Origin of the sequence: Rohdeia mirabilis, assembly GCA_007750655.1 — a bacterium.
In the GTDB taxonomy this organism is placed as follows: domain Bacteria; phylum Planctomycetota; class UBA1135; order UBA1135.
Genome location: CP036290.1, coordinates 165,140 through 190,948, shown reverse-complemented (window position 1 = coordinate 190,948; position 25,809 = coordinate 165,140). Strand labels below are relative to the sequence as shown.

The window sequence follows — 25,809 nt, the reverse complement described above, 5'->3', positions numbered from 1 at the left end:
GGCCGCGCAGGGAGGCGGCCCGCTCGAGGCGGACCGGGCGTTCCGTGCGCGTCGCGGTCAGCGCGCGTCGGCGCTCAGGACCTTCTCGCCGGCGATGAGCACGTGCTGGACGCGCGTCGTGGCGGAGAGCGGGTCGCCGGAGAGCAGCAGCAGGTCGGCCTGCTTGCCCACTTCGACCGAACCGATGCGGTCGGCCAGATCGAGGGCGCGCGCGGGCCCGAGCGTGAGCGCGTAGAGGGCCTTCTCGGGCGAGAGGCCGTGGGCGACGGCCCGCGCGGCGAGCAACGGCAGAGCGGCGGTCGCCGAAGCGTCGCGGCCACCCGACCCGAAGAGCACCTCGACCCCGGCCTCGTCCAGATCGGCGGCGAGCTCGAGGTGGTTGGAACCGAAGGCACCGCCCTCGCCCTGGGTCGTCGGGTTCACGATGACGACCACGCCGGCGGCGGCCAGTTCGTCGGCCACGAAGCGCGCGTCGCTGACACCCGCGAGGATCGGACGCACGCGACCGAACTCGGGCAAACGGCGCAGGAGCGTGCGCATCTCGGGGATGCGGTGCAGCTCGAGGATCAGCGGCAGTTCGCCCTCGGCGACGGCGCCGAGCACCTCGCTGTCGGCGTCGAAGCGGGGGGCGCGAGGCTTCTTGTCCTCCTTGTAGCGCTCCTCCTTGTACTCCTTACCTTCCTCCTCGGCCTCGGCGACCTCCTTGTCGCGGTCCTTCTTCTTCTTCTTGAAGTCCTTCTCGAGCTCCTCCTCGAGCTCGGCGATCTTCTTCTCCCACTCGGCGAGGTCCGCGGCGTACTTGCGCTGGGCCTTGAGGTAGGCGGCGCCGCTCTCGAGCTGTCCGAGCAGGCGGTCGACGTTGCCGATGCGATCGAGCGCGTCGTTGCCGAGCACTTGCATCGCGAGCGCGGCGTCCGGGTCGAGGACGGCGCGCTCGTCGGAGAGATCCGGGAACAGGCGCAGGGCGACGCTGGTGCCGTGGACGTTGCCCGCGAGACCGATCTGGGAGCGGACGGTGGTCACACCCGCTTGGAGGGCGGCGTCGCGCAGGTAGTCGTCGCCGTAGACCTCGAGTCCGTCGACGCTCGACGTGGAAGGACGGGTCGAGCGATCGAAGAGGCTGCCGCGGTCCAGACCGAGCGCGGACCAGGCGTCGACGAAGCCGGCGCAGACCACCGGTGCGTCGACCGTCTCGGTGCCCTCGGGGATCGCGACGTCCGCGCCGACCGCCTGGATGACGTCGCCGCGCACGAGGACGATCGCGTTCTCGATCTCGCGGCCGGGCGCGACGATGAGCCGCGCGGCGCGGATGGCGAGCAGGGCCGGCTCCTCGGCGGGCGCGGCCTCCTCTTCCTGGGCGAAGGTCGGCTCGAGGGGGTCGACGGCGGACGCCGAGAGGACCGGCGTGGCGGCGAAGAGGCCTGCGGCGACGACGAGGGGCGCCAGCGGGGTCGCGATCGATCGCATGAGGGAACGGGGCGCGGGGACGCGAAGGACGTGGGTTCCGCCGGCGGCCGCGAGGGCCGGGGGCGGAGTGGATCGAAGAGGGCCGTTCCGTTCCCTGGCGCCACGCGCGGGTCGCGCGGCAGGTCCTGGGGAGGTGGAGCGGGAGGGGGTGGGACGAGGGCCGACGGAGAAGTGGGCGATCGCGAACGATCGAGGCCGGCTGTGAACGAGGCCTTCCGTGAACGAGGCCGTGCAGGACCCGAAGGTCGAGCGCGGGCCGTGTCCGAGGGCCCGAACCGGTGGGAGCGGTCCAGGCACGACGGACCCCTCCCCGTCGATCAGACCGCCGCATTACGCGACCCCAGAGCGGTCATTCCCAAGGACGGGGGGTCAGATGACCGGAAATTGGGACCGCAGCGGGGACCCCGTTCTAGGGCAGCGGCGCGATTTGCGGAAGGCGTCGCGCCCACGGATCTCGTGAACCGCCGGGTTTCGCCGGGGGCCGGCGTTCGGTGGCCGCTCCTACGACGCTCTCGGTCAGGTTCGGGCGGCCCGAATCTTGAACCGAGGGTCGACCCGAGCTGTCGAGCACCGGGAACCGACCGCCCCGTTTCGCTGCGCCGCCCAGCCCGCCCTCCCGCCGCCCGTGGATCGACCCGCCCCGACGCCATTCCTGTTCGACCGGTCGTTCTGGTGCCAGCGGCTCGCGGAGCTCGATCGGACGGAGCTCCAACTGCGTCGAACACCCCTGGACGGGGCCTGGGGGGCGGATCGGCGGGCCATCGAGCTCGGTTTCCGAGCCCCGGACGGCAGCCGACTGTGGGCCCTCCTGCTCGAGCCCGTTCGGCCACCGGAGCGCCCCGGCCTGCGGCTGGTGGTCTGCTCCACCTGCCGCGAGGAGCCCGGGGCGCCCTTCCCCTCTCCCCCGCGCGGCTCCACGCAGGCCCAGGGCGGTGCGCCACTCGCGACGCGGAGCGCGGGAACCGCGCCCAGGTGGAGCGACCTGCCCGCGGGGACGGACCGGGCGGACGGCGGTCGGCCGACGCTGGTCGTGGCCCTGGACCCGGGTCGCAGGCTCGAGGATCGGGTGCTCGACCTGGTGCGAGCGGTGGACGCGGCGCGAGCGGGTGGCGGCGCGGCGGTGTGCGGGGCGACCCAGCTCGAGGGCGAGGACGACGTGGCGCGGATCGGACGCCAGGTCCTCGCGCTGCGCCCGCGCCGTTGAGTGCGAGTGCGCGGCCGACGGCCGCTCACCGACCGAATCGAAGCGCGCGGCGCACCGCCCGCTCCCACCACGCGACCGCCGAGCCGCGCGACCGTGGCGCCGCGTCGAGCCAGGTGCGACAAGTGGGGCGTGATCAAGTACCTCGGATCCAAGCGCGCACTCCTGCCGGCGATCGTGCGCCTCGTCGACGCGCTGCCCGGAGTGCGCACGTCGGTGGATCTGTTCTCGGGGACGTCGCGGATCGGTCACGCGCTCAAGCGCCGCGGCCAACGGGTGCTCGCGAACGACGAAGCGGCCTACGCCGAGGTTCTCGCTCGCTGCTACGTGCAGGCCGACCACGAGACGTGGCACGACCGGGCCGAGCGGCTGATCGACGAACTGAACTCGCTCGAAGGTGAGGTCGGCTACGTCACGACCACCTTCTGCGAGCAGGGCCGCTACTTCCAACCGGCGAACGGGCGGCGGATCGACCGCGTGCGGCGCGCGATCGCTGAGTGGTGTCTCGAACCCGAGCTCGAAGCGGTCCTGTTGACGGCGCTGCTCGAAGCGGCCGATCGCGTCGACTCGACGACGGGCGTGCAGATGGCGTACTTGAAGCGCTGGTCGCCGCGGTCGCACAAGCCGCTCGTGCTGCGCGTTCCCGAGTTGTTGCCGCGCGCCGCCGCCGGCGCCGGTCGCGCGACGCGAGCGGACGCGTGTGCATGCGTGGACGAACTCGAGGGCGATCTCGTGTACGTCGACCCGCCCTACAACCAACACAAGTACGTCAACAACTACCACGTGTGGGAGACGATCGTCCTGAACGACGATCCGCCCACCTACGGCGTCGCGCACAAGCGCACGGACTGTCGCGAACGACGCAGCGCCTTCAATCTGCGGCGCGAGTGCGAGGACGCGTTGCGCACGGTGCTCGCCGGTGCACGCGCGCCGTACGTGGTGCTGTCGTTCTCCGACGAGGGTTTCGTCGACCTCGCGCGTCTGCGCACGCTGCTGGGTTCACTCGGCCGGTTCGAAGAGTGTTCGATCGCGCGTCCGCGCTACATCGGCGCACGCATCGGCATCCACGACGGTGAAGGCCGCCGCGTCGGTCGCACGAGTCACGTGGCGAACCGCGAGTACCTGTTCCTGCTCGCGAAGGGCGACGTCGCGTGGCCGAACGTGCCGTGGGAGAGCGTGGCGAACGCGCCGACCGGTGGGACCAAGGAAGCGGCGGCGCAGATGGCGCTCCCCGCGCGCTGAGCGACGCGGAACCGAGCGCGCCCCTACAGCCCGAGTTCGACGCGCAGACCGAAGACCGCGCCGGGATCGGCGTCGGCACCGCCCACGCGCTGGCCGTCCGCGCGGAACTCGAGCTCGCGGCCGAGCACCGCGCCGGCGTAGATCTCGATGCGCGAGGTGGCCAGGGAGTCGGGCGCGATGCCGGCGTCGAAGTCCATGCCGACGATCGCCGTGAAAGCCGAGTCCGCGAACGATCCGCCGGGGTTCGGTCCCGTGTCGTCGAGTCGGAACTGGCGGTTCTCGTAGGCCGCGCGGGTGAACACGCGAGCGCCGTCCTCGTAGGCGTGCGACAACGTCAGGCCGCGGCCGTCGAAGGCGAGACGCGTGCCCTCGTCGATCCGCCAGTTGACGCCGATCACCGGCACGGCCAAGAGGTCGTCCTCGAGGCGATCGCGCGCGAACAGACCGAACTCGATCGACAGGTCCTCGTGGACCTCGTAGCCGAGCAACGCCGCGAGACGCCACGTCATGGAGTCGCCGATGTCGGCGCCGTTCTCGAGCGCGAGGTCGATCCCCGCCGCCACGGTCCCGTGCCAGCTCTCCGACAGGCGCGTGCGTCGCGTCACGCCGAAGCGGTGCACGCCGAGCGACTCGACGGGCGACGAGGTGCCGGGCAGAAGGCCCGTGGCACCGGCGAAGCGGTAGACGTGGTTCTCGAACTCGTAGCCCAGACGCCAGAAGCCGTCGCGACCGCCGACCGTCGCGTCGACGCCGAGGGTGTAGGTGCGCCGCTCGACGTCGCCGGCCGCCGTGTCGAAGCCGGTCCGCGCGAGCTGCGTGCCGCCGATGGACACGTCGTAGCGCCAGTCCTCACCGCGGCGGTCGGGCTGCACGGGCGGCACCGGCTCGATGCGCTCGGTCCCGTCCCGGCGCGCGTCGTCGGCCGTGCGCTCCTCGGCGGTGGCCTGGGTGCCGAGCACCTGGCGCCAGGTGGACTCGAGGCTCTCCTCGGCGGCGCTGGGCGGCTGTGCGCCCCCTTCCTGAGCGGCGGCGGGTGCGGCGGCGAGCGTCGCGAGGATCGCGGTGGCCAGGATGCCGGAGCCCTGGGCGCGGCCACGGGGCGTCGGTCGGGGGGTGCGGAGGATCGTCATGGCCGGTGCGGGACAGAACTTGTAGCCCACCCTCCCGCCCCCCGCCCACCCCGGGGGACCGCCGCGTACCGCGCCTGGTGTCAGGTCGGTCGAGATCTTTCGCGAGCGACGCGCACCAGAGCCGGTGGACGAGGGCCGCGCACAGCCCTGCGAGCCCCGAGCGTTCCGCGCCGTCCGCCCTCGCGCGCGTCAGGCGTCCGCGGCGAGCAGCGCGCGGAACAGGTCCGGCAACACGGTCGCCAGACGCGCGGCCGCCGCACCGCCCACGTCCACCACCTCCTCGTGCGCCAACACACCGGGCGCGAGGCCGGCGGCGAGGTTCGTCAGGCAACTCAGGCCCGCGACCCGCAGACCGAGCGCGTGCCCGACCGCCGCCTCCTTGACCGTGCTCATCCCGACCGCGTCCGCGCCGAACGCCTGGAGCGCGCGCACCTCCGACGGCGTCTCGTAGGTCGGCCCGACGAGCCCCGCGTAGACGCCCGACGGCCAGGCGAGACCGTTGCGCTCGGCGAACGCGTCGATGCGGCGCCCGAGCTCGGCGCACCAGGGCGTGCCGCTGGAACGTTCGGTCGCGAGCAGTGCCGGGCCGGCCTGCAGATCGAGCTGGTCGGCGATGCGCATCCACGTGCCCGGCGCCCACTCCGTTCGCAGACAACCCGAGGCGTTCGTCAGGAACAGGTGCGACGCGCCGAGCTGGGCCGCCGCGCGCACCGCCAACGTCACCGCGCGCGGATGGTGCCCTTCGTAGAGATGCACGCGCCCGCACTGCACCAGCACGGTCCGTCCGTCGAGCCGACCGACGCGGAACTCGCCGGCGTGGCCGGGCACGGTGCTGCGCGGCAGGTCCTCGATCCGATCGAACGGGATCGAACGGGCGCCGTCAAGCGCGTCGGCCACGCCGCCCAGGCCCGAACCGAGCACGGCGAGGAGATCCACCTGCTCGACCCCCTGCTCGCGGAGGGTGTCGGCGATCCGTGCGGCGCGATCGAGGGTCTGGGCGGTGTCCACGGGCTGCACGGTAGCCGCACGGCCGCAGTGGACGCACGCGCCGATCGCGCGACCGGTGTGAACGGCGCCGCGCGCGCGACGGTGGTCGCCGATGGTGGCCGGCGGTGTCAGCGCCGCCGCCGACGACGACGCACCACGGGCGCGATCGAGTCCTCGGACGTCCCGCCGGGCGAACGCGGCGTCGCGTGGCCGAAACTCTGCGCCAGGCCCTGCTCGGGCGCATTCGTCGGCGCGGACGACGGGTCGTAGCGACCGTCGTGCTGGCCGTCGCTGCCGTCGAGCTCACCCATCACCTGCTGGAGGCGTTCGCGCGTCAGCGAGCCCTGGGTCTCCAGCTCCTGCAGCACCGCCGCCAGCACCAGTCCGAAGTAGTCGAGCCGCGCTTCGAGCACGGCGATCCGCTCGTGCTGGAGTCGCGAGCGGCGGTTGGCGCGGCGCCGTGCCAGTTGCGTTCGGCGCTGGAGATCGCGCACGTCCTCCATGCGCGCCGTCATCGGTCGGAGAAGATCGTCGAGCATCCCGAGAGCCTACGCCGAACGCGCGCTGCGATTCATGCGGGCCCTTGGACGAAGGGGCTCTCAGACGAAGACGCCGGCCACCGTTGCCGTCATCCAGGACGCGCAGGCGCCGCCGATCATCGCGCGCACGGCCAGCTTCGCCAGGTCCGCGCGTCGCTCGGGCACCAGCGCGCCGAGCCCGCCGATCTGGATGCCGATCGACGCGAAGTTCGCGAAGCCGCACAACGAGTAGGCCGCCATCTTCGCGGTGCGCGTGTGTTCGAACGTGGCTTCGCCGGTCTGGGCCAGCAGCGTGTGCATCTGGTCGAAGGCCACGAACTCGTTGACGGCGATCTTGAAGCCCAGGAGCGAGCCGAGCATCTGACAGTCGTGCCAGCCCTCGACGCCCATGATCCAGGCCACCGGTGCGAACACGTAGCCGAACACGTCGTTCAGGTTCAGGCCGGTCCAGGCCTCGAGCGGCCAGTTCACGAACTGGACGAGCGCCGTGAACGCGATCAGCATCGCGATCACGTTCAGCCACAGCTTGAGCCCGTCGGTCGTGCCCTGGGCGGCCGCTTCGACGACGTTGGACGCCGTGCGCTCGAAGCGCAGCTGCGGCTTGCCGCCCGTCGCCGACACCTGGGTCTCGGGCAGCATGATCTTCGCCATCAGGAAGGCGGCCGGCGCCGACATCACCGACGCCGTCAACAGGTGCGGACCGAGCTCGTCGCCGATCAACCCCATGTAGATCGCGAGAACGGACCCGGCGATCGTGGCGAATCCGCCCGTCATGAGCGCGTTCAGCTCGCTCATGGTCATCTTCGCCAGGTAAGGGCGCACGACCAACGGCGCCTCGGTCTGCCCGACGAACACGTTGGCGGCCATCGCCATCGCCTCGGCGCCGCTGACGCCCAGTACGCCGCTGAGCACGCGCGCCAGCAGCCACACGAGGATCTGCATGATCCCCAGGTGGTAGAGCACGGCCATCAGCGCCGAGAAGAAAAGGATCGCCGCGAGTCCGGTGCCGGCGAAGGCGAACACGAACGCGTTGTCGGGGCCGAAGACCTCGGCCATCGCTTCGAAGTTCGCGAGCGGCCCGAACACGAGCTGCGCGCCCGGTTCGGCCATCGCGATCAGCTTCTTCGCGAGCTCGGCGATGCTGCTGAAGAACGCGCGGCCCGACTCGGTGGTCTGGGTCCAGATGCCCAGCGCGAACTGCAGGATCAGTCCGCCGATCACCACCCGCCACGGGAACGCGCGCCGGTTCGACGACACGAGCCACGCGAAGAAGCAGAACAGGGCGAGGCCGAGGAAGGCGCGGGCGATGAGCATGGTGTGGGCCGCGAGAGGTCGAGGGCGCGCCGGGACTGGCCACGAGGTGCCCGAGTCGCAGAACGTTCCGTGCGTCGGGTCGAGTCGTCGAGAATCGGACGGTAGCGGGTCGAACGCGCGATCGATCAGGTCGCGCCGGCTCGCAGCGCGTCGATCGGAGTCGGAGCGTGCCAGACCTCAATGGGTCCGTCGAGCGCCGATTCCGTCCGTCGCGGCCCGAGCGTAGCTCTGTTGGAACGCGGCCCACCGAACGCCCACTCGATCGAAGGCGCGCGACTCGCGAGGTCGCGGGCGCGCGTCAATCGCGCACGACGAGCGGAGCGTTGCGCGGCCGATCGGCCACGTGGAAGGCGCGCGACAACAGCGCACGCGCCTCGTCGAGTCCGGTCCCCGCGTGGTGGACCAGGCACAGCGGTTGGCCGACCTCGACGCGCGCGTCCTCGGCCACGGTGAACTCGAGGCCGACGCAGAGGTCGATGCGGTCGGTGACCTTGCGGCGTCCGCCACCCAGCGCGGCGACGGTGGCTCCGACGGCGCGCAGGTCGTCGAAGCGCAGGTGGCCGGCCGCGGTGGCTTCGATCACATGGATCGACGGCGCGGCGGGCAGACGCGACGGGTCCTCGATCAGGCGCGGATCGCCGCCCTGGCGTTCGACGACGCGCACGAAGCGTTCGAGCGCGCTGCCGTCGTCGAGCGCGGTGGCGAGGCGCGCGGTGGCGCGTTCGAGATCGGGCTCGAGGTCGGTCGCGACGACCAGTTCGGCGCCCAGAGCGAGCACCAACTCGCGCAGGTCGGCCGGTCCCCCGCCGCGCAGGCACGCCACCGATTCGGCGACCTCGAGCGTGTGCCCGATCGCGAGCCCCAGCGGCCGGTCCATGTTCGTGCGCAGGGCTGACGTGCGCACGCCGAAGCCCTCGGCCAAGGTCACCATCGTGCGCGCGAGTTCGGCGCCGCGCTCGTGCTCGGGCAGGAACGCGCCGCTGCCGAACTTCACGTCGAGCACCAGCGCGTCGAGACCTTCGGCCAGCTTCTTCGACAGGATCGAGCTGGCGATCAGGGGGATCGACTCGACCAATCCGGTGACGTCGCGCAGCGCGTAGAGCGTGCGGTCGGCCGGCGCGATGCGTTCGGTCTGGCCGGCGAAGACGACGCCGACGTCCTCGAGCGCGGGGCGGAACGCGGCGGGTTCGACGGCGGTGCTGAAGCCGGTGATCGCTTCGAGCTTGTCCAAGGTCCCGCCCGTGTGTCCGAGTCCACGCCCCGAGATCATCGGCACGGCGAGCCCCACCGACGCCAGCAGCGGTGCGAGCGGCAGCGACGCCTTGTCGCCGATCCCGCCGGTCGAGTGCTTGTCCACCACCGGCTTGTCGAGCCCCGCGAACGACAGCACGTCGCCCGAGTGCAGCATCGCGCGCGTCCAGTGCTCGAGCTCGGCCGGCCGCATCCCGTTCAGGAACACGGCCATCAACAGCGCGGTCGCGTGGTACGGCTCGGCGCGGCCGTCGGCGAGCTGCGCGAAGAAGGCGTCGATCTGCTCGCTGCTCAGCGTCCGTCCGTCGCGCTTGGTCTCGATGATCGAGCGCGGATCGGGGAGCGGGTTGGCAGCGGACATCGGAGCGGTGGTCGAGGGTCGTTCGAGTCGCCGATCAAGCCTTGGCGCGCGCGCCGCGCAGATCTGCCGCGAACGAGCGTCCGGGTGCGTCGGCTTCGGCCTCGAGCCCCAACCACTCGATCACGGTCGCGCCCACGTCCGCGAACGACGCGCGCGTGCCAAGATCCACGTCGGCGGCCGATTCGCTGCCGTCGCGCGCCCCGTAGGCCAGGATCGGCACGTACTCGCGCGTGTGGTCCGTTCCGTCCATGAACGTCGGATCGTTGCCGTGGTCGGCGGTCAGAAGGACCAGGTCGCCCGGCCGCAGCAACGCGTCGAGCTTGGGCATCCAGGCGTCGAACGTCTCGAGCGCGCGCGCATAGCCGAGCGCGTCGCGGCGGTGCCCGAACAGCATGTCGAAGTCGACGAGGTTGACGAAGCAGAAGCCGCCGCCGGCCAGGTCCTTCGCCACCTCGAGCGTGTGCTCGAGCCCGTCCGCGTTGCCCTCGGTGTGGATCGAACGCGTCACCCCGCGGTCCGCGAAGATGTCGCCGATCTTGCCCACGCCGACCACTTCGCGCCCGGCGGCGACCAGGCGATCGAGCGTCGTCGCGCGCGGCGGATCGAGCGAGTAGTCCTTGCGGTCGTAGGTGCGCTGGAAGCTGCCGACCTCGCCGACGAACGGCCGCGCGATCACGCGTCCCAGTCCCGCGTCGCGCGTGATGTCGCGCGCCACTTCGCAGAAGGCGTACAGCCGCTCGAGTCCGAAGTGTTCGGCGTGCGCGGCGACCTGCAGCACGCTGTCGGCGCTCGTGTAGACGATCGGCTTGCCCGTCGCGAGGTGCTCGGCGCCGAGGCGGTCGATCACTTCGGTGCCCGAGGCCGCCGCGTTGCACAGGACGCCCGGCACGCCGGTGCGTTCGATCAACGGACCCAGCACGTCGTCACCGAATCCGTCCGGATACACCGGGAACTGGCGCTCGAGCGGGCACTGCATCATCTCCCAGTGCCCGGTGGACGTGTCCTTGCCCGGCGAGCGCTCGGCCATGCGACCGAACCCACCGCGCGCGCGCTCGACGCTGCGCGGACCGTGGACGCCGGCGATGCGGCCGAGTCCTGCGGCTTCGAGGTTCGGCAGCCGCACGTCACCGGCCGCGGCGAGCAGGTGGTCGAGCGTGTGCGATCCCGCGTCGCCGAAGCTCGCCGCGTCGGGCAGCGCGCCGACCCCCAATGAGTCGAGCACGAGGCAGAACACGCGGCGGTCGGTGGCTTCGGACATGGGGGGTCGGGTGGGCGACGCGCTGGGCCGCCAGGATCGGGCGGTCAGGAGCGGGCCGCGCCCACCATCCTGCCACTCAGTCCAGCGGAGCGTAGCGCTTGTGGCACGCCGTGCAGGACGCGTCCATGGCCGTGTAGGCCTGGAACAGCCCTTCGACGTCCCCCGCCCGTGCCGCGGTGGCCGCCTTCTGCGACGACTCGCGCAGCAGCGTGTGCAGCTCGTCGAAGCGGGTCGGGTCGCGCTGGAACTCGTCGAGGGACGTGTAGTTCACGAACGCGGGCTCCTCGCACATGCCGGCGATCACGTCGGCGGCGGCGGCCAGGTCCTCGAACCGTTCGCGGTCGCGGATGTGCGGCTCCATGCCGAAGTGCACGGCGTTCAGGCGGATCATCAGCTCGAGCAGCGCCATGTCGCGGCCGCTGTCGGCGCCGAGCGCCTCGACCGCCGGCTCGATCATGATCTGGTCGGGGGACGTCGGCGCGTCGGGATCCGGGCGCGTCGGCCCGGTGGGTCCGACGTTGGCCGAGCCTGTTCCGCTGCCCGAGCCGGTACCGCTCGCTCCGCCGTCACCGGTCGGTTCCGAGTCCCCGCAGGCCACGAGGACCGCGGCCACGGCGATGCAGGCGAACAGACCGGTGCGCGCCATGGATCAGCTGCCCCCGTCCCGATCCACGACGCCGCGGATGGTCTTCTCGATGGACTCCTCCATCTCGTCGGCCCACTCCTCGCCGAAGTCGCGCTCGAGCAGGTCGCGCTCGCTGAACTCCCAGCGCCCCGAGCGCGGATCGAAGTCGAACTGGTAGTCGTGCTCGCTGCCGTCGTCCTCGGTGACCATGACCAGGACGATGTTGTTGGGCTCGTCGAGCTCGATGCGGAAACTGGCCACGGGGGATCGGTGGGTTCGGGGTGGGGGAACAGCGGGTCGGCGGACTCGTCCGGCCGAGACACCCGTTGTGCGCGCCCACGGATCGGACGGCCGGGAGAAGGTACAACCGGCCGCGAGCGGGTCGCAAGGCGGCCCCACACCCGTGCGAGCTGAACAGCGAGAAGAAGGAGGAGAGAGCGAGGGTCGCGCGGGGCGTGGTCGGGGTGGCGAGCGGGGGCCCGAGCGAGATGAGGATCGCGATCGGGCTGTCGGTCGGAGCCGTGATCGCGAGCGCTCCGACGTCGCCGAGCCGCTGCCTGAACAGCTGCCCGAGCCGCGCCGAGCGAGCGCCGCCCTGCTGATGACGGCGGACGTCACCGGCCTCGACGCCGCGCGGGCCTGTGTACGCCTGGTCGCCGGCGAGCGTGGGCGCGCGTTCGGGATGGGCGCCGATCGAGTCGCCAACCTGTTGCCCGGTCAGCCCTGGCGCGATCCCTTGCTGGCGCCCGCGTTGGCGTGGCTGCACTTGCTCGAGCACGACCCGGGGGTCCCGTTGGGTGCGTTGGCCGCGGTGCTCGGTCGGGCGCGGGACGGTGGAGCGGGTGGCGGCGGGGCAAGTGGCGCTGGGTCGGGTGGAGGCGGAGCGACGACGGTCCTGGGTCGCGGGTTGGCCTGGTCGCTGGGCCAGGGCGCGTGGTCGGCGGACGATCTGGACGGAGCGCTGGGAGCCGCGCGGGCCCTGGAGCGCGGCGGCGCCTTCTCCACGCGGCGCGAGCTGGCCGAGCGAGCGCTCGCCTGGTCGGGCGGTGCGGCGACGGCGGTGCTCGAGGCCTGGGACGCGCGGCCGAGCGTGGGGGCGCGCTTGCGGCGAGCGGCGGTGGAGCGGTTGGGCGAAGACTTCGGCGCGGGGTCGACCGGTCGTCGCGCCGAGGGCCGCCTCGATCCCGCGCGCGCGCTCGAGCAGCGAATCGCGCGCATGGAAGCGGGCCTGGTGGCCGAGCGCCTGACGTGCTGGACCGCCGATCCGAGTGCCGCGCTTGCCGCCGGGCGATTGGTGCTTCCGATGGACGAGCTCGCGCGCCTCGGTTTGACCGCCGTGGACCTGGCCGAGCGCCCCGACGATCCGCGTTGGGCCGAACTGATCGCGTCGCAGGTCGGCTTCGTGCGCGGTTTGTGCGCGAAAGCCTGGCCTTTGGTCAGCGAAGTGGGCCTGGCCCGCGGCCGCACCGTGGCCGTCTGGTTGGCCGGCATCGATAGCGCGTTGGAACGGATCGAGCGGGCGCGCTTCTTGACCACGGCGATGCCGGTCTCGGGACCGCGGGCGAGTTGGTCGAGCCTGGCGCGATTGGCGGGTCCGGAGTCGTATCGGGGGTTGGGGTGAGCAGCAACTCCCCAATCACTGATCAGACGCCCACCGACCACGCGGGATTTGAATGAACCAATCGGGCGTCTACAGCGGGACTCCGGCCCAGTTGAGAGTCATCTTGGTGATCGGGTTGCCCAAGGCGTCGTAGCCGATGTTGAGAGCACCATGAAGCTGACTCTCCCACTCCACCACACCCTTTGCCTCCGCATTGGCTCGCATCCGCCCATCTACTCGCTCGTTGAGGACCAGGCTCATCGAGAACTCCCTCAACTCTCGCGTAAGCGACTGGCCGTCGGGCCAGATCACGTAGTACCCATTCCCCTCTGCTCCGGGGCTGATCTGCTCTCGAACGAAGTACAACTCTGGCGTGGCAGCGAAGAGCGTTCTCGCCTCCTCCCGCGAGCCGGGCTGCTGGCCGAGACTCATTGCTCGCTCAACCAATTTGCGCTCGGTCTCCCATGTAAACGTCAGGAATGAACTGCGCAGCCGAGCGAACGCTTCGTCCTCCAATTTCTCGATCTGCAAGTCGCTGGGGGCGAGACCATCGAAATCGAACAGCCTGTCTAGCTCAGGAAGCGACGACTCGGGCTCATCGCCCCCAGCCGCACCTATGCTGCCAGCAGGCTCGACCGATTCCCCGACTAGCCCTCGGATCGACCCATCACCCTCCACCTGAGCCAACTCCACCGTGCCTTCCTGAGGTGACCCGTTGCCAGACAGAGCACTAGGCTCGGCCGCTCCAGGCCCGGCCCTCAGTGGCATCGAATCACCACGGAACGCAAGAACGGCAAGGCATGTGGCGGCCACCAGTGCGATCGCGACCAAGAGAATGGACTTCATTAGGTAGGCATCGAACGAAGTAGAGGGGCGGCGTCGCGCCATCGTGCGCATGTGAACTGTGCAACCCGGCACATAGGTAACAGATCTGTCCGGGCACATGGGTAACACTTCGCGACTCGATCACCCTCCGGCTTCGATCGAGGCCGAGTGTGGCAGGACGAGTACGTTCGCGATCGGCCACCGCGTCATCTCTGCGGTGACCGACCAGCAGGCTCAGGACGACGGCTTCGACGCGGACGACGAGAACTACCACATTGCTCGCTACAAGGCCTACTACAGGAGGAACATCACGTGCCTCCGGGACGAGTGCCCGAGCCCTTGGAGCTTCGACTGCGTGCCGACGGCGGACTTCGATCCTGATGGAGGGCTGGGTCATGCGACGCCGGGCGGTTACATCTGGAACTGGTCGGATGCGACGGTGACGCGTGGCTGCACGGAGTGCACCGGCCTGTAGAGCAGAGAAGCGACGAAGAACGGCAGCCAGGTCTGATACCAAGATGACGAACACACGTACTCAGTCCACAGTGGCTGCCGTTCTTCTAGGAGCCGTGCTCGGCGCGGTCGTTATGCATCTCGTGCAGCGTCCAGACCCTCGAGTGACGGACCTGGATCCGATCGCGGCCGACTCCGACCGCGCGAGCTACGCGGAAACGCGCCTCGACGGGATCGAGCTCGCCGATTCGCGACGGGAGGCACCACGAAGCGCTGAGGTGGATTCGCCGATGCGAGGCGATTCCCAGATCGACGTCAACCAGGGCGAGTCGACGACGGTTCAAGACAGCTTTCCTTTGATCGGTGATGCAGTCGTCGTCGATGGCGTCCCGATCGGCCAAGTCGATCTCGACACGCTCGACTTCGACGCAATCTTGACGGTGGTCCGCCAGACCAAGGATCGAGCAGCCGCCATCGAACGCGAACTCCTGAGCGCCGTTCCGGTCTTTGCGCGCGAACACCTCACGATCGATGAGGCTCGCGAGCGTTTCAGCTCCGACCCCGGCACCTACATCGTCCAGGACCCGGACTTGCCTTGGGAGCGGTACGCGGACATTCGATACGTCGATCTCTCGGTCAACGCGACTCCCGAACTTCGCGAGCTGAGAGAACTGAGCATCCAGGTCTCCGCCACACAGGCCTACTTCGACCATCAATCGAACACGATGGCCGAATCGCTCGAGAATTACGAAATGCCGGGCATCGTGGAGTGGGTGCCGATCGACGGCGGCGCGACCATCATCGGATACGACGCGGCCGGTAACGAGATCGGCAAGATCTCGTCGGACTGGATCGGCAAGCCCCGCTGAGTGTCTGAAGGACTCGACAGGCCTTCGTACAGCGCGATGGAACGCTCGCGCTGCGAGCCTCACGATCGGCGCGCGAATCAGGTCGTAGAGTGTCGTGAGCTTCGGCTTGTCTCATGCGAGACGCGCGAGCGGCTTTGCCTTCGGGCCGGTTCTCGTTCGGTCAGTCTGATCTCTACTCGAACGCACGACCGACCCTCGTACGGATCGGTCGGCTCGACGAGCAAGAGCACCACGGGCGCGAGATCCGGCTCGCGCCACGGCGCGTCGGAGTGGAGCCACAGCGCTCCGTCGTCGCGATACTCGACGCGAGCTCCCACCTGCGTGTCCGCCCCACCAGGTCGAGGTCGCCGTCGCTCGTCCACACGCCGCGATAGCCGCCGCCGACGCCGCCCCAGCCCTCGGACAGTTGCTCGGCGTCGATGCTCAGCTTGAGCCACCCGCCCCACCCCTCCGACGCGTCCAGCACCGCCGTTCCCGCATCGTTCGTCCGCACCCCGGGCGCGGCGATCCAGCCACGGGCGGACAGCGGGCCCGCGACGCAGCCCGCTGCCGGAACGACCAGCAGGGCCAGGACCACGGACACGCAGCGGCTCGCCATCCCTGCATCCTAGGGCCCCACCACCCACCGCCCGATCCGCGCTCGGCACCGGCACCGGACCGCGTATCCTCGTCGGCCGACAGGGGCCCCCAGACCCCTGCCCGGCCCAGCACCAGGTCGCTCCCAGCCGACCCTGGGCCATCCAGCCGACGCCCCCCGGACGACGATCCACCGACGACGCCCCACACGACGCCGCCATGCAGACCCAGGCCCGCCCCACGTTCGACGCCCTCGCCCCGCACTTCGACCACTGGAAGAAGGTCGGGGACATGATGGACCAGTGCATCGACCTGATGCTCAACCTGCGGCAGTCGGGGCACCCGGGTGGCTCGCGCTCGAAGGTGCCGATGCTGGTGGCCTCGACGCTGGGCGCCGGGATGCGTTTCGACATCCGCAACCCGCAGGCGGCGTTCGGCGATCGCTTCGTGCTGGTGGCCGGCCACTGCAACCCGGCGATCTACGCGCTGCTCGCGGTCTACAACGAGGCCATGCGTCGGCGCTTCGAGAAGACCGGCGACGCGCGCTTCCAACTGCACAACCAGGACGAGTGGGGCCTCTATCCCGAGGACCTTCTGACCCTGCGCCACAACGGCGGTCTGCCCGGGCACGCGGAGATGGAGGGCAAGACGCTCTTCTTCAAGTTCAACACCGGTCCGTCGGGTCACGGCGCTCCGGCCGCGCTGGGTGAGGCGATGGCGCTCAAGCACGCGGGCGCGGGCGACGTGAAGGTGTTCGCGATGGAGGGAGAGGGCGGACACACCGCCGGCGCGCACCACGAGGTGAAGAACAGCGCGTTCGGGCTCGGCCTGGACAACCTGGTCTACCTGATGGACTGGAACGACCACGGCATCGACTCGTTCGCGAACTCCGAGGTGATGCACGGCGGTCCGAAGGAGTGGTTCGAGCCCTACGGCTGGCGCGTGGCCGGCGCCGAGGACGGCGAGGACTACGCGCAGCTGACGCGCGCGCTGCTCGAGATCGTGCACGCGGACGACACCGGCGGCCGCCCGGGCTGCGTGTGGTTCAAGGTGCGCAAGGGCCGCGGCTACGGCGTGTTCGACGCCGCCTCCCACGGCAAGGCGCACGCGCGCAACGGCGAGATGTTCTGGAAGTGCCGCGAGGAGTTCGCGTCGCGCTACGGCCTTGCCTTCGACGGGCACGGCGACACGCAGGACCCGGGCGAGGGCCCCTGCCGCGAGCAGACGCGCGGGTGGCTCGAGACCGTGTTCGAGCTGTTCGACAAGGACGAAGCGCTGCTCGAGTACCTGACCGACACGCTGGTCGAACAGGGCGAAGCGGTGCCGACGCGCCCCGACTCGTTCAACCTGACGAGCGAGGCGAACCTGGCCACCGACCGCTCGTGGCTGGACGTGTCCACGCTGCCGAAGGAGCTGTTCGTAGCGCCCGGCGCGAAGGCCGCGAACAAGGACGGCTTCGCCAAGTTCGGCGCCTGGGTGAACGGCGTCGCCAAGCAGCGCATGGGGCGCCCGCTCGTGCTCGCGTGTTCGGCCGACCTGGCCGACTCGACGGCGATCAGCGGCTTCGCGAAAGCCTGGGGCGACGAGCCCGGCTTCGGCTGGTACGAGCGCAACTCGAACGTAGGCGGCGCGCTGCTCCCCCAGCAGATCACCGAGTTCACGAACGCCGGCCTGGTCGCGGGCATCGCCACGGTGAACATGGCCGCCGACCCGGAGAACGACTTCGTCGGCTTCTGGGGCGCGTGCTCGACCTATGGCTCGTTCAGCTACCTGAAGTACGGCCTGATGCGCCTGTTCAGCCAACTGGCGCAGGACTGCCCGCTGAAGGTCGGCAAGACGATCTGGGTCGTCGGCCACTCCGGCCCCGAAACGGCCGAGGACAGCCGCACGCACTTCGGCATCTTCGCGCCGGCGGTCACGCAACTGTTCCCGCGCGGGCACGTCATCAACCTGCACCCGTTCGAGCACAACGAGGTCGCGCCGATGCTGGCCGCCGCGCTGCAGGCCGACGCGCCGATCGTCGCGCTGCACCTGACGCGCCCGACCGTGTCGATCCCGGACCGGCGCGCGCTCGGTATCCCCAGCCATCTCGACGCGGCGAAGGGTGCGTACGTCCTACGCGACCACGACCCGAACCGTCCGAAGCAGGGCACGGTTTTCGTGCAGGGAACGAGCACGACCGAGTCGATCTACGAGATCCTGCCGCGCCTCGCCGACGCCAGCGCGCCCAACATCAAGTTGATCGCCGCCGTGTCGCCCGAGCTCTACGCGCTGCAATCGCAGGCCTACCGCGACAGCGTCTGCGACCACGAGGACTGGCTCGACTCGACGGTCATCACAAATGGCGCGCGCAAGCTGATGGGCGACTGGCTCGCGCACAGCGTCGCCTACGACTACGCGATGGGCAGCGACTGGGACGACCGCTGGCGCACGGGCGGCAACGTCGCCGAGCTGAAGGTCGAGGCCAAGATCGACGCCGAGAGCCTGTGGGAAGGCCTGCTGCGCTTCGCCGGTGACCGCAAGAAGCGGCTCGCGCAGCTGACGCACCCGGACGCGAAGTAGGCGCGGGAGCGGGCGCGCGACTGCGCCCGTCCGAATCGACGCACGGCCGTCGCGGAGCGATCCGCGGCGGCCGTGCGGCGTTGCGGCGGTGCACATGAGCGAGGACGCTCGCGGGAGCGGCCGGTGGAGTTGGGTCGAGGCGATCTCATACACGCCTCGGACGACCCTCGACCGGGAAGGGTCGTGTTCGGGCGCGTCGGACCGGGCACGATCTGGTCGATGGATGGACATGGGCGGCTCGGCCGTCCCAGCTCGCCACGACCACGGACCGCTCGTCATGCTCGACTCTTCGCTCGCTCTGATCCGATCGCTGCCCGATCGATGCCTCTCCTCGATCTTCGTCGCAGTGTGCCTCGCACCGGCGGCGCACGCGCAACTGGGACTGCCCGACGTCCTGCTGAACGACCCGACCGGGCCGTCGAAGAACTGGGCGCTCAGCGTCGACCTCGACGGCGACCGCCTCGCGGTCGGTTCACCGAGGGCGCGACCCGCGACGGAATCCGTGACGATCTACGAGCGCGACGCTGCCGGCTCGTGGGTCGTCGTGGCCGACCTGGTGCCGAGCACGAGCATCTCGGAGAGTAGCTTCGGAACGACGGTCGCTCTCGAAGGGGACGTGCTCCTCGTCGGGGCGCCCGGCGACGACAGCGTCCTGACGAACGCGGGCGCGGTGTTCGTCTTCCGCCGCCAACTCGATGGCGCGTGGCTCGAGACTGCTGTTCTGCGCGATCCGACCCCCGAGGTGAGTGGCGCGTTCGGCGAAGAGCTCGACTACGACGGAGTCCATGCCGCCGTCCTCGAGCAGAAGATCACACCCGACTCGTCGGATGGCTCAGTGACGGTCTTCGAGGATCTCGGATCCTCGTGGCCGGTGCGAGACGTGATCGGAGATCCAGATCCTCCGAGTATTCCTGTGGCCAGAATCGGCGTCGCTCTCGATGGAGGCTGGCTCGTCATCAGTTCGAACACCGGACGAGTCCGTGTGTACCGCCGCGCGGAGGATGCGACCTGGCCCATGGCACAGGAGCTCACGAACGCAGTCGGCGCGAACCTGGATGCCTTCATCACCAGGGTCGCTGTCTGTGGCTCGACGGTCGCGTGTTCCCAGGGCGATCTCGACGACAACCGCGTCGTCGTCTACGAACACTCTGAGCTTGCGGGATGGCAGCTTTCGCAGACACTCTCGGTGGATGAGTTTGCAAGCGCCTTGGTCTTCGTAGGCGGCGTCGCTCTGTCGAGTTCGCACCTCGTGGTCAACAGCATTGGGTTCCACCCCTTCTTCTCGCTCCAATCGTTCGTGCATCGAAAGACCCCGAACGACTCATGGGAGTACGTGGAGGCCCTTCGACCCGGGCCGAGCCTCTACAACTGGGGCGTGGGGATTGCCGTCTCGGAAGACCGACTGGCCACGTGCTTCAACGTGAGAGATGTTCTTCCTCCGGACGCACCGCGCCCCGTCTCGATCCACGAGCTCGGCTCGCTCTTCCATGGCGCGCGAGAACTCTCGGCTCAGGGCGGAGGCTCGCAGGACCTCCTCCTGCGCGCCGGTTCCGAGCACGCTGGCGCGTTCTACGCCCTGCTCGGCAGCGCGAGCGGCACCACGCCCGGCCTCGGTGACGCGCTCGGTGCGCTGGGCCTCCCGCTCGTGAGCGACGCCTACACGGACGCGCTCGTCCTCGGCAACGGCGCCGGCGTCGTCGCACCGTTCACCGGCGTGCTCGACCAGGACGGCAAGGCGAATGCGGCGGTACTCGTCCCGCCCGCCACCGACCCGTCGCTGGTCGGCACGGTCCTGCACCACGCCTTCCTCGTCATCGATCCCACGACGTTCGACGTGACCCACACGAGCAACGCCGTGCGCGTCGAGCTGGTGCCGTGAACCGTCAGGCGAGCTCGTTCGGCGCGATCAACTCCGCACGGAAGCGCCCGTCGTCGAGGCGGAAGCGTAGTTCGGCGCCGGCCGACGCCGCCAAGCCCGACGAGAGGGCCAGACCGAGGCCCGCGCGACTGCGGTCGGTGCGCGCGCCGTCCTTGCGCCAGAAGGGCTCGGACAGGATCGCCAGCTCGGACGGGTCGAGGTCGGGCGCGTCGTTCTCCACCCGCACGCACGGCACTCCGTGCACCTCGCCGACGGACACGGTGACGGTCGATCCGCTCGGGCAGTAGTGTGTCTGCACGACACCGACGTCTCGCTCTCCGACTGTCTCGACGAGCTCTTCGCCGAGGCCGAAGAGGCGAAGGAAGAAGCGATGGACGTGTTCGACGCTCGGATCGAGCTGTGCACGATCCTCGGCGACGGTGCCTATGACCCCGATGTCGACCCGGAGGACTTCGATTCGGGACCTGGCAACACGTATTGGCCGTTGGTCGTCGGCCGCACCCTCGTCTTCGAGGCGAGTACCGACGAAGGCCTCGAGCGGATCGAGGTCTCGACGCTCGACGAGACACTCGACGTCGCCGGGTTCGACTGCCGCGTGGTGCGCGACGTCGTCACGCTCGAGGGCGAACTGGTCGAAGACACGTTCGACTGGTACTCGACGCGCGAAAACGGGGACGTCTGGTACATCGGCGAGATCGCGCTCAACTACGAGGACGGCTTCGTCACCGACATCGACGGGTCGTGGCGGACCGGCGTCGACGGCGCGAAGCCCGGCCTGACGATGGCAGCCTGCCCGTATCCCGGCCAGGCCTACCGCCAGGAGTTCCTCTTCGGCGAGGCCGAGGACGTGGCACGTGTGAGCGCCGTCGGTCTGACCGTCACGACGCCGGCCGGGACCTTCATGAACTGCATCGAGACCGAGGAGTGGACCCCGCTCGAGCCCGGCGTCTACGAGCGCAAGTTCTACGCCCCGGGGATCGGCTTCGTGAAGGAGATCAAACCCGCGACGGGCCAGGTGCTCGAGCTCGTCGAGATCGTCGAGCCCTGATTCGTTCGCCGACCTCGACCACGACGACCCGCTCCGGTGACGCGAGCCCGGTGCGGGGCGTTCCGGTGCACTCCGGGACGAAGGGTCCGCGGCGCATGGGCGTCGCGGGCCCGCTGTCCGTCGGCGGGGGCCGGGGTGAACCGGTCGTCATCCCTCTCCCGGCCGTCCGGGCTAGATTCGGGTTCGACAGCCAGCGCGATCGCGCGACGGCCAGGGATTCGCCATCCACGACTCGCTCGCCCCATGAAGACACACGGCCTGCTCGTGCGCGCAGCCCTGCTCGCGCTCCTCTTCGCCCCGCTCTCCGCGAACGCCCGCGCCCAGACCGCGAACGAGGACGCCTTCGCTCTCGCGCCGACCCCGGCGCCGCCCGGCTTCGGCAACGCCATCGACCTCGACGGCGACCGCCTCGCCGTGGGAGCGCTCGGCGGCCTGACCGCCGGCTTCAACAGCGGTGAGGCGCGCATCTACGAGCGCCAACCGGACGGAAGCTGGAGCGACGCTGCGACGTTGATTCCGACCGCGTTGCTGCCCGGCGACTTCTTCGGGCAGGACGTGGCCGTCGATGGCGACCACTTCATCGGGGGTGCGCCCGGCGACGACTCGAACGGAAACTCGGCCGGCGCTGCGTACATGTTCGAGCGTCGGACGGACGGAACCTGGCTCGAGGTCGCGACGCTGCGCCCGTCGGACGCCCTGCCCGGTGACACGTTCGGACACCGCGTCGCACTCGACGGAGGTCGGGCGGTCGTGGCCGCGAGTCGCAGCACGCTCTTCCCCCTGGGCCGCGCGGTGTTCGTGTTCGACCGCCAGCCGGACGGCACCTGGCTCGAGGTGGCCAAGCTCATGAACTCGGACGCGGTGCCGAACGACGGCTTCGGGGCGGCAGTCGCACTGGACGGCGACCGCATCGTCGTGGGCGCGCCCGACCTGCCGAACGGGGCGCCCGGACCTGGTGCGATGTACGTGTTCGAGCGCCAGCAGAACGGCACGTGGAACCAGGTACAGCGCGTGCAGGGGAACGTCACGGCTTCCTCTGGCCTCGGCAGCAGTATTGCGCTCGAAGGCGACCTCGCGGCCATCAGCGGACTCGGTGGCGTGGAGCAGGTCGAGGTGATGACGCGCGACGCCGGTGGGACCTGGAGCAGCGTGCAGGTCCTCGACCCCCCCGATGGCGTGCCATTCGCGAACTTCGGCAACGCACTGGCCATCGACGGAACGACGATCGTCGTGGGTGCGTCGCTCGACGACACGGTCGGCGGGAACTCGGGCTCGATCCACGTCTACGAGCCCGACGGTTCGGGCAGCTGGTACCACAGCGTCGAGCTCACACGCGGGTCCGCGGCGCCCGACGACTTCTTCGGTTTCGACGTGGCCGCGAGCGCCGGCCGCTTCGCTGGAGGGCTCGGATCCGGTGGCTCGGACGTCGACGTCGCGCTGTTCGACCGTGCGACGCTCTACCACGGCACGTCCTCGGTCTCAGGGGCGAGCGGCGGCACCCACGACCTGTTGCTGCGCGCCGGCCCGGCCCGCGCCGGCGACGCCTACGCTCTGCTCGGCAGCATGAGCGGCACCGCACCGGGCACGACGGATCCGGTCAGCGGCTTCACCCTTCCGCTCGTGTTCGACGCCTACACCGACCTGATCGTGAACACCGGCGGGCGCGGCGTGTTGAGCCCATGGCAGGGCGTCCTCGACGGGAACGGTGCGGCCGACGCGACGCTCGTCGTGCCGCCTGCCATCGACCCCGCGCTCGTGGGCCTCGCCCTGCACCACGCGTACTTCACGGTGAAGTTCACGCCGGACTTCAACGTGACGAGCGCCAGCAACGCCGTGCGCGTCGATCTCGCACCCTGAGCCCAGCTGGTCGCCCTTCGCCCGCGCGTCCTACTCCGCCCGCGCGTCGATCCAGGCTTCGTCGCCGTCCACGTGCACGCGCAGGACGTGCGGGCAACAGCAGACGGGGCAGTCCTCCACGTACTCCTGGTCGGGACCGGCCGTGAGGTCCACGGGCACGACGATCTCCTCGCCGCAGGACTGACAGATGTAGGTGGCTTCGGGCTGCTGCACGGTGGTTCGAGCGAGCGGTGATTCGAGCGGTGGACCGAACGGACGATGGCCCGGGTTCGTCAGCGGTGAGCCTTCGACGAACCCGAACCGCCGGCATTCAGTCCGGCACGTGTCCGGTGACGACCTGGCAATCGATGCCGCCGTTGAGGAACGGCGTGCGCTTCGCGTCGGGCAGTTGTAGACGGTTCAGCTCCGGACCGTCGCTGACCAGGAGGCCGTAGTCGAAGCCGCGCGCCCGCTCGCGCAGGATCTCGGAGAAGCGCGCGTACAGCATCGACACGTCGCCGCCGCTGGGCTTGGCGCGCGGATCGCCGCGTTCGCCCGCTCCGACGCGCTTGCCGTAGGGCAGGTTCGAGACCACGCAGGCGTTCCAACCGGCGCGCGGTGCGAATTCGCGAGCGTCGGCCTCCTCGAGGACGATCGCGTCGGCGAGGCCCGCGCTCTCGACGTTCACGGCGGCCCGTCGGACCTGCTCGCCGTCGCGATCGCTGCCGCGAATCACGCGCTTGCCGATCGGCACGACCTGGGCGCGGGCCGCCTCGCGTTCGCGCTCGAACGCCGCCGCGTCGTGGCCGGGCCAGCGCTCGAAGCCGAAGCGCCGCATCAGGCCCGGCGCGGTGTTCGTGGCCATCAGCGCCGCTTCGATCGCCAGGGTCCCCGAACCGCAGAACGGATCGAGGAACGGCGCGCGCTGGTTCCAGCCGCTCATCATCACGACGGCGGCGGCGAGCGTCTCGGCCAGCGGCGCCGGCCCCTGCTCGCGGCGCCAGCCACGGCGGTGCAGCGCCCAACCGCTGGTGTCCACGGACAGGGTGCAGCGGTTCTGGAAGAGGTGCGCGTGCACACCGAGGTCGGCGCCTTCGCGATCGACGATCGGACGCGTCCCGTCGGCGCGGCGCAGTTGGTCGACGACGGCGTCCTTGACCCGCTGTTCGACGAAACGCGTGTGGTCCAGCTCGGAACGCGTCGACCGCGCATCGACGACCAGACGCCCTTCGACGCGCAGGAACCGCTTCCAATCCACCGTCGACGCGCCCAGGTAGAGCTCGTCGGCGTCGCGAGCCGTGAAGCGTCCGACGCGCATCAGGACGCGAACGGCCGTGCGCAGCCACAGGTTCGCGCGCCGCGCGTCCGCCAACGTGCCTTCGAAGTACACGCCGCCGACCTGCTGTTCGGACTTGGCGAACCCCAGCGCGCGCACTTCCGCGTGGAGGATCGGTTCGACGCCGGGTGCGCAGGTGGCGAAGAAGGTCTCGAGCGTGGCTGCCATCGCCAGAGACTACCCGTCCGGGTGGCCGGAACGCGCGCGCGCTCGGCGGTTCGATCGGCGGTCGGGCGGCGAGAGGTCGAACGGAGCGACGCGCCCTCGGACCCGCTCGACCGAGATCAAGCTGCGGCGCTGTCCGAACCCGACCGGCGTCGAGAGGTCGAGGCGGCGTCTTCGCGACCGGCGGCGTGCATCGCGGCGACCTGCTCAGGGTCGCCGGCCACGATCAGGTGGTCGCCGAGCGCGAGGACCTGGGTCCCGCGCGGCGGCGTCAGGACCGGCTGGCCCGGTCGCTCGAAACGCACGAACGAGACGTGTTCGTAGTGCTCGGCGCCCAACGTCCGCAGCTCGCACCCGATCAACGCGCTCCCCTCGAACACCTCGACCTCGGCCACCGCCAGGTCGGAGCTCGAGGAGTCGTGCGACAGGAAGTCGGCGACCTTGGGACGCAGGATGCGTTGGGCGACCTCGATGCCGCCCAGGGTGAACGGCTCGACGGTTCGATCCACGCCAGCGAGCTCGAACTTGCGCCGCTCGTCGTCGCTGTCGGCCGACGCGATGATCGTGATCAGGGGACAGAGGCCGCGGGCCGTCAGCGCGGTGACGATCGCGTCCGACGAGCGTTCGATCGCGACGACGAGGTGCGTCGCCCGGTCGAGCCCGGCCGCGACGAGGACCTTCTCGTGGGTCGCGTCGCCCTGGAGGACGACGAGGCCGTCCTCCAACGCGTCGCGCACCGCCTCGTCACCCAGGTCGACCAGGACGAACGGGCGTCCGGCGGCGCGGAGCTCGTTCGCGATCGTCGTGCCGATGCGACCGTAGCCGCACAGGATCACGTGGCCGTTCATCGATTCGATGCGCTGCTGCATACGCCGTCTCCAAGCAAGTTGATGGGCCACCATGCCTTGCACGACGGCGGCGAACGTGTAGCTCACGCTGCCGATGCCGACCAGCATGAGGAACGTCGCGAACTGCTGTCCGGGCTGCGACGCTCCGTGGTCGCCGTAGCCGACCGTCGTGACCGTGATGATCGTGAAGTAGAAGGCCTCCCACAGACCCCAGCCCTCGATCCAATGCATGCCGAGCGTGCCCGCGACGACAACGCCGAGGCACAGCCCGATCGCGATGCGCAGGCGACGCCGTTCGTCGCGGCGGGACATCACGAGCCCTAGGTTCGATTCGGCGGGGTTCACGGAGGGAGCAGTCTCGTGCTGCATCCATTCGTCGGCCGCCGGTGCCGAGGTGGTCCAGTCGACGGGCGGCCCCCTCCCGCGCCCGGGAGCCG

At 70.3% G+C, this 25,809-nt stretch carries 24 protein-coding genes; 9 read left to right on the top strand and 15 right to left on the bottom strand.

Annotated features, from left to right (window positions below):
- Positions 1–57: 57 nt before the first annotated feature.
- On the bottom strand, positions 58–1,467 hold the full coding sequence (locus Pla163_RS00735) for an amidohydrolase family protein (RefSeq protein WP_145182076.1): 1,410 nt from the start codon (positions 1,465–1,467) through the stop codon (positions 58–60).
- Between the two features lie 1,030 nt (positions 1,468–2,497).
- Here Pla163_RS00735 and Pla163_RS18545 point away from each other — a divergent pair.
- Together Pla163_RS18545 and Pla163_RS00730 are read left to right on the top strand one after the other, a co-directional pair.
- Positions 2,498–2,671, top strand: a complete 174-nt coding sequence (locus Pla163_RS18545; protein ID WP_419186167.1) for a hypothetical protein — start codon at positions 2,498–2,500, stop codon at positions 2,669–2,671.
- Positions 2,672–2,800: 129 nt separating this feature from the next.
- Positions 2,801–3,910 (top strand): DNA adenine methylase, encoded by a 1,110-nt coding sequence (locus tag Pla163_RS00730; RefSeq protein ID WP_145182073.1) that lies wholly within the window; start codon positions 2,801–2,803, stop codon positions 3,908–3,910.
- A 23-nt stretch (positions 3,911–3,933) separates the two neighbouring features.
- On the opposite strand, the gene Pla163_RS00725 is transcribed toward Pla163_RS00730, so the two are convergent.
- The 8 genes from Pla163_RS00725 to Pla163_RS00690 all read right to left on the bottom strand — a co-directional run bounded on the left by Pla163_RS00725 (position 3,934) and on the right by Pla163_RS00690 (position 11,636).
- Positions 3,934–5,040 carry a hypothetical protein gene (locus tag Pla163_RS00725; RefSeq protein WP_145182068.1) on the bottom strand — a complete coding sequence of 369 codons (1,107 nt, stop codon included), beginning with the start codon at positions 5,038–5,040 and terminating at the stop codon, positions 3,934–3,936.
- A 189-nt stretch (positions 5,041–5,229) separates the two neighbouring features.
- On the bottom strand, positions 5,230–6,048 hold the full coding sequence (locus Pla163_RS00720) for a purine-nucleoside phosphorylase (RefSeq protein WP_419186166.1): 819 nt from the start codon (positions 6,046–6,048) through the stop codon (positions 5,230–5,232).
- A 107-nt stretch (positions 6,049–6,155) separates the two neighbouring features.
- Complete coding sequence (locus tag Pla163_RS00715) at positions 6,156–6,566, bottom strand: hypothetical protein (RefSeq protein ID WP_145182059.1); 411 nt, start codon at positions 6,564–6,566, stop codon at positions 6,156–6,158.
- Between the two features lie 60 nt (positions 6,567–6,626).
- On the bottom strand, positions 6,627–7,880 hold the full coding sequence (locus tag Pla163_RS00710; protein WP_145182056.1) for a NupC/NupG family nucleoside CNT transporter: 1,254 nt from the start codon (positions 7,878–7,880) through the stop codon (positions 6,627–6,629).
- A 298-nt stretch (positions 7,881–8,178) separates the two neighbouring features.
- Positions 8,179–9,492 (bottom strand): thymidine phosphorylase, encoded by a 1,314-nt coding sequence (locus Pla163_RS00705; RefSeq protein WP_145182053.1) that lies wholly within the window; start codon positions 9,490–9,492, stop codon positions 8,179–8,181.
- A 34-nt stretch (positions 9,493–9,526) separates the two neighbouring features.
- The gene (locus Pla163_RS00700; RefSeq protein WP_145182050.1) at positions 9,527–10,750 is read right to left on the bottom strand and encodes a phosphopentomutase; all 1,224 of its coding nucleotides are present in this window, start codon (positions 10,748–10,750) and stop codon (positions 9,527–9,529) included.
- A gap of 76 nt (positions 10,751–10,826) precedes the next feature.
- The gene (locus Pla163_RS00695) at positions 10,827–11,396 is read right to left on the bottom strand and encodes a cytochrome c (protein WP_145182047.1); all 570 of its coding nucleotides are present in this window, start codon (positions 11,394–11,396) and stop codon (positions 10,827–10,829) included.
- A 3-nt stretch (positions 11,397–11,399) separates the two neighbouring features.
- Positions 11,400–11,636, bottom strand: a complete 237-nt coding sequence (locus Pla163_RS00690; RefSeq protein ID WP_145182044.1) for a hypothetical protein — start codon at positions 11,634–11,636, stop codon at positions 11,400–11,402.
- Between the two features lie 340 nt (positions 11,637–11,976).
- Here Pla163_RS00690 and Pla163_RS00685 point away from each other — a divergent pair, with 340 nt between their 5' ends.
- A complete protein-coding gene (locus tag Pla163_RS00685) occupies positions 11,977–12,996 on the top strand; it encodes a squalene/phytoene synthase family protein (protein WP_145182041.1) in 1,020 nt (339 codons plus the stop codon).
- 69 nt (positions 12,997–13,065) lie between these two features.
- On the opposite strand, the gene Pla163_RS00680 is transcribed toward Pla163_RS00685, so the two are convergent.
- On the bottom strand, positions 13,066–13,821 hold the full coding sequence (locus tag Pla163_RS00680) for a hypothetical protein (protein ID WP_145182038.1): 756 nt from the start codon (positions 13,819–13,821) through the stop codon (positions 13,066–13,068).
- 97 nt (positions 13,822–13,918) lie between these two features.
- On the opposite strand from Pla163_RS00680, the gene Pla163_RS00675 reads away from it, so the two are divergent.
- Complete coding sequence (locus Pla163_RS00675; RefSeq protein WP_145182035.1) at positions 13,919–14,275, top strand: hypothetical protein; 357 nt, start codon at positions 13,919–13,921, stop codon at positions 14,273–14,275.
- A gap of 142 nt (positions 14,276–14,417) precedes the next feature.
- Positions 14,418–15,122, top strand: a complete 705-nt coding sequence (locus tag Pla163_RS00670) for a hypothetical protein (RefSeq protein ID WP_145182032.1) — start codon at positions 14,418–14,420, stop codon at positions 15,120–15,122.
- Between the two features lie 172 nt (positions 15,123–15,294).
- Here Pla163_RS00670 and Pla163_RS00665 read toward each other — a convergent pair whose 3' ends face one another.
- Positions 15,295–15,720 (bottom strand): hypothetical protein, encoded by a 426-nt coding sequence (locus Pla163_RS00665; protein ID WP_145182029.1) that lies wholly within the window; start codon positions 15,718–15,720, stop codon positions 15,295–15,297.
- A gap of 197 nt (positions 15,721–15,917) precedes the next feature.
- Between Pla163_RS00665 and Pla163_RS00660 the strand changes: the two genes are divergently transcribed.
- Together Pla163_RS00660 and Pla163_RS00655 are read left to right on the top strand one after the other, a co-directional pair.
- Positions 15,918–18,260, top strand: a complete 2,343-nt coding sequence (locus tag Pla163_RS00660) for a transketolase (protein WP_145182026.1) — start codon at positions 15,918–15,920, stop codon at positions 18,258–18,260.
- 277 nt (positions 18,261–18,537) lie between these two features.
- Entirely contained in the window at positions 18,538–20,139 is a 1,602-nt protein-coding gene (locus Pla163_RS00655) for an FG-GAP repeat protein (protein ID WP_419186165.1), read from the top strand.
- A gap of 4 nt (positions 20,140–20,143) precedes the next feature.
- On the opposite strand, the gene Pla163_RS00650 is transcribed toward Pla163_RS00655, so the two are convergent.
- Complete coding sequence (locus Pla163_RS00650) at positions 20,144–20,437, bottom strand: sensor histidine kinase (RefSeq protein ID WP_145182020.1); 294 nt, start codon at positions 20,435–20,437, stop codon at positions 20,144–20,146.
- Between Pla163_RS00650 and Pla163_RS00645 the strand changes: the two genes are divergently transcribed.
- Positions 20,426–21,187 (top strand): hypothetical protein, encoded by a 762-nt coding sequence (locus Pla163_RS00645; RefSeq protein ID WP_145182018.1) that lies wholly within the window; start codon positions 20,426–20,428, stop codon positions 21,185–21,187. The genes Pla163_RS00650 and Pla163_RS00645 overlap by 12 nt on opposite strands.
- A gap of 243 nt (positions 21,188–21,430) precedes the next feature.
- Complete coding sequence (locus tag Pla163_RS00640; RefSeq protein ID WP_145182015.1) at positions 21,431–23,044, top strand: hypothetical protein; 1,614 nt, start codon at positions 21,431–21,433, stop codon at positions 23,042–23,044.
- Positions 23,045–23,074: 30 nt separating this feature from the next.
- Here Pla163_RS00640 and Pla163_RS18540 read toward each other — a convergent pair whose 3' ends face one another.
- The 3 genes from Pla163_RS18540 to Pla163_RS00625 all read right to left on the bottom strand — a co-directional run bounded on the left by Pla163_RS18540 (position 23,075) and on the right by Pla163_RS00625 (position 25,717).
- Positions 23,075–23,257 (bottom strand): CPXCG motif-containing cysteine-rich protein, encoded by a 183-nt coding sequence (locus Pla163_RS18540; protein WP_419186164.1) that lies wholly within the window; start codon positions 23,255–23,257, stop codon positions 23,075–23,077.
- 97 nt (positions 23,258–23,354) lie between these two features.
- A complete protein-coding gene (locus Pla163_RS00630; RefSeq protein WP_145182009.1) occupies positions 23,355–24,527 on the bottom strand; it encodes a THUMP domain-containing class I SAM-dependent RNA methyltransferase in 1,173 nt (390 codons plus the stop codon).
- Between the two features lie 116 nt (positions 24,528–24,643).
- On the bottom strand, positions 24,644–25,717 hold the full coding sequence (locus tag Pla163_RS00625; protein ID WP_419186163.1) for a potassium channel family protein: 1,074 nt from the start codon (positions 25,715–25,717) through the stop codon (positions 24,644–24,646).
- Between the last annotated feature and the right edge of the window lie 92 nt (positions 25,718–25,809).

Excerpts from the sequence above, each read along its gene's own strand:
- Pla163_RS00735 (WP_145182076.1), bottom strand. The coding sequence starts at position 1,467 with ATGCGATCGATCGCGACCCCGCTGGCGCCCCTCGTCGTCGCCGCAGGC.
- Pla163_RS00725 (WP_145182068.1), bottom strand. The coding sequence starts at position 5,040 with ATGACGATCCTCCGCACCCCCCGACCGACGCCCCGTGGCCGCGCCCAG.
- Pla163_RS00715 (WP_145182059.1), bottom strand. The coding sequence starts at position 6,566 with ATGCTCGACGATCTTCTCCGACCGATGACGGCGCGCATGGAGGACGTG.
- Pla163_RS00710 (WP_145182056.1), bottom strand. The coding sequence starts at position 7,880 with ATGCTCATCGCCCGCGCCTTCCTCGGCCTCGCCCTGTTCTGCTTCTTC.
- Pla163_RS00705 (WP_145182053.1), bottom strand. The coding sequence starts at position 9,492 with ATGTCCGCTGCCAACCCGCTCCCCGATCCGCGCTCGATCATCGAGACC.
- Pla163_RS00700 (WP_145182050.1), bottom strand. The coding sequence starts at position 10,750 with ATGTCCGAAGCCACCGACCGCCGCGTGTTCTGCCTCGTGCTCGACTCA.
- Pla163_RS00695 (WP_145182047.1), bottom strand. The coding sequence starts at position 11,396 with ATGGCGCGCACCGGTCTGTTCGCCTGCATCGCCGTGGCCGCGGTCCTC.
- Pla163_RS00685 (WP_145182041.1), top strand. The coding sequence starts at position 11,977 with ATGACGGCGGACGTCACCGGCCTCGACGCCGCGCGGGCCTGTGTACGC.
- Pla163_RS00680 (WP_145182038.1), bottom strand. The coding sequence starts at position 13,821 with ATGAAGTCCATTCTCTTGGTCGCGATCGCACTGGTGGCCGCCACATGC.
- Pla163_RS00675 (WP_145182035.1), top strand. The coding sequence starts at position 13,919 with ATGGGTAACACTTCGCGACTCGATCACCCTCCGGCTTCGATCGAGGCC.
- Pla163_RS00665 (WP_145182029.1), bottom strand. The coding sequence starts at position 15,720 with ATGGCGAGCCGCTGCGTGTCCGTGGTCCTGGCCCTGCTGGTCGTTCCG.
- Pla163_RS00660 (WP_145182026.1), top strand. The coding sequence starts at position 15,918 with ATGCAGACCCAGGCCCGCCCCACGTTCGACGCCCTCGCCCCGCACTTC.
- Pla163_RS00655 (WP_419186165.1), top strand. The coding sequence starts at position 18,538 with ATGCTCGACTCTTCGCTCGCTCTGATCCGATCGCTGCCCGATCGATGC.
- Pla163_RS00640 (WP_145182015.1), top strand. The coding sequence starts at position 21,431 with ATGAAGACACACGGCCTGCTCGTGCGCGCAGCCCTGCTCGCGCTCCTC.
- Pla163_RS00630 (WP_145182009.1), bottom strand. The coding sequence starts at position 24,527 with ATGGCAGCCACGCTCGAGACCTTCTTCGCCACCTGCGCACCCGGCGTC.